Source organism: Bacillus sp. SIMBA_005 (genome assembly GCF_046535585.1).
Lineage (GTDB): Bacteria > Bacillota > Bacilli > Bacillales > Bacillaceae > Bacillus > Bacillus pumilus.
In genome coordinates, this window is sequence record NZ_JAWRWI010000692.1 from 1 (window position 1) to 258 (window position 258).

Sequence of the window (258 nt, forward strand, 5' to 3'; positions counted from 1 at the left end):
CTTCGTTCCTTTTCCTTTCGCAAGCCATTTCTCAATGAGTTCAGCGCTGTCATCATCATCAGAAAGCCAGGCAATATCTTTTGCCTGCTGTTTTTCTCCTCTAAAGCAGCCTGTTACAGCCGGCTTATCATTGATAAAATCGGCAAGCTGCCGCTTGAGCTCCGCAGTGCCGCTTGTGATAAAGGCCGCGCGCTCTTCCATCGCTTCCCTTCCGACTTGGAACGTGTAGGCAAGATCAGCGAGGCCGGCGTCCGTTTT

At 51.6% G+C, this 258-nt stretch carries 1 protein-coding gene; it reads right to left on the minus strand.

Going from position 1 to position 258, the window contains the following annotated elements:
• Nucleotides 1–258, minus strand: a 258-nt coding sequence (locus SB660_RS21845) for a KS-MAT linker domain-containing protein (RefSeq protein ID WP_410584529.1), incomplete at both ends; no start/stop codon positions are given.